Genomic DNA, 1,040 nt, shown 5'->3' on the forward strand with positions numbered 1-1,040 from the left:
TACTCACAAGTTTAGCGCCTATCCCGTTTGCCACAGTCCCCAACAGGGAAACCGGACACATGGGGCAGAACTATTTCCGCTCCCTCTTTGCGGTGGGCTTTCAAGGTCTGTTGATCTTAGTCTGTGTCGCAATCTATGCGGTGCTGATCCAGAGTATCGCCACCGACGGCGACCCCATCGGGGCGATCTGGGGCTGCGTGGGATATACGGTGCTGCTGTGTTTTACCTTATTCAAAACAGGCAGTCTTGCAAAATCCATCTTCGGCTGCCATTAAGAGACTTCGGGCCATGCTGACCCGAAGCGGAAAGGAGGATCATGCCGAAAGAAAAATTTTCGATAATCTATGCAGATCCACCGTGGCGGTATGAGCAGAAAAACAGGCAGGGATCAGCAGAGCTTCATTATCCCACTATGAGTATTGAAGAAATTTGTTCCCTTCCAGTGGCCGACTTGGCTGCAAAAGACAGCGTTTTGTTTCTGTGGGCAACATTCCCACAACTGCCGGAAGCCTTAAAGGTCATTAAAGCATGGGGCTTTTCTTATCGTTCTGTGGCTTTTGTATGGATAAAGAGGAACCGGCGCTCCTACTCATGGTTTTACGGTCTGGGGTATTGGACCAGAGGCAATGCAGAAATTTGTCTTTTAGCAGTAAAAGGACATCCGAAGCGTAAGTCTACCGGTGTTCACCAGCTTATTGTTTCCCCGATAGAGCGCCACAGTAAAAAGCCGGACGAGGCCAGGCGGAAAATTGTAGAACTGATGGGCGATATACCACGAGTGGAATTGTTCGCCAGAGAAAAAAAGCCCGGATGGGACGTGTGGGGAAACGAAGTTGAAAGCACTGTAAACTTGTAACAGCTTCGGGTCATGCTGACCCGAAGCGGAAAGGAGAAATCCATGCAGGAAAAAAATGCGGGCGGAACACCAGCTGCCCCTATAAAGCTGGATGTAAGCGTGCGGGTCATCGAACCTGTGAAAAACCTCATGGGCTTTGCCAGCGTGAAATTCAATGACTGCTTTGTGGTGGAAAATCTGAAAA

At 49.5% G+C, this 1,040-nt stretch carries 1 protein-coding gene and 2 pseudogenes; all 3 read left to right on the forward strand.

Annotated elements, in window-relative coordinates; translation table 11 throughout:
* Positions 1 to 275, forward strand: a pseudogene (locus tag DWX76_RS13730) (hypothetical protein); the annotation flags it as partial.
* Positions 276 to 316: 41 nt separating this feature from the next.
* A complete protein-coding gene (locus DWX76_RS13735; protein WP_107001180.1) occupies positions 317 to 856 on the forward strand; it encodes an MT-A70 family methyltransferase in 540 nt (179 codons plus the stop codon).
* 12 nt (positions 857 to 868) lie between these two features.
* Positions 869 to 1,040, forward strand: a pseudogene (locus DWX76_RS14655) (SpoVG family protein); the annotation flags it as partial.

The sequence above is a fragment of the Clostridium sp. AF21-20LB genome (assembly GCF_003478795.1).
Lineage (GTDB): Bacteria > Bacillota > Clostridia > Lachnospirales > Lachnospiraceae > Otoolea > Otoolea fessa.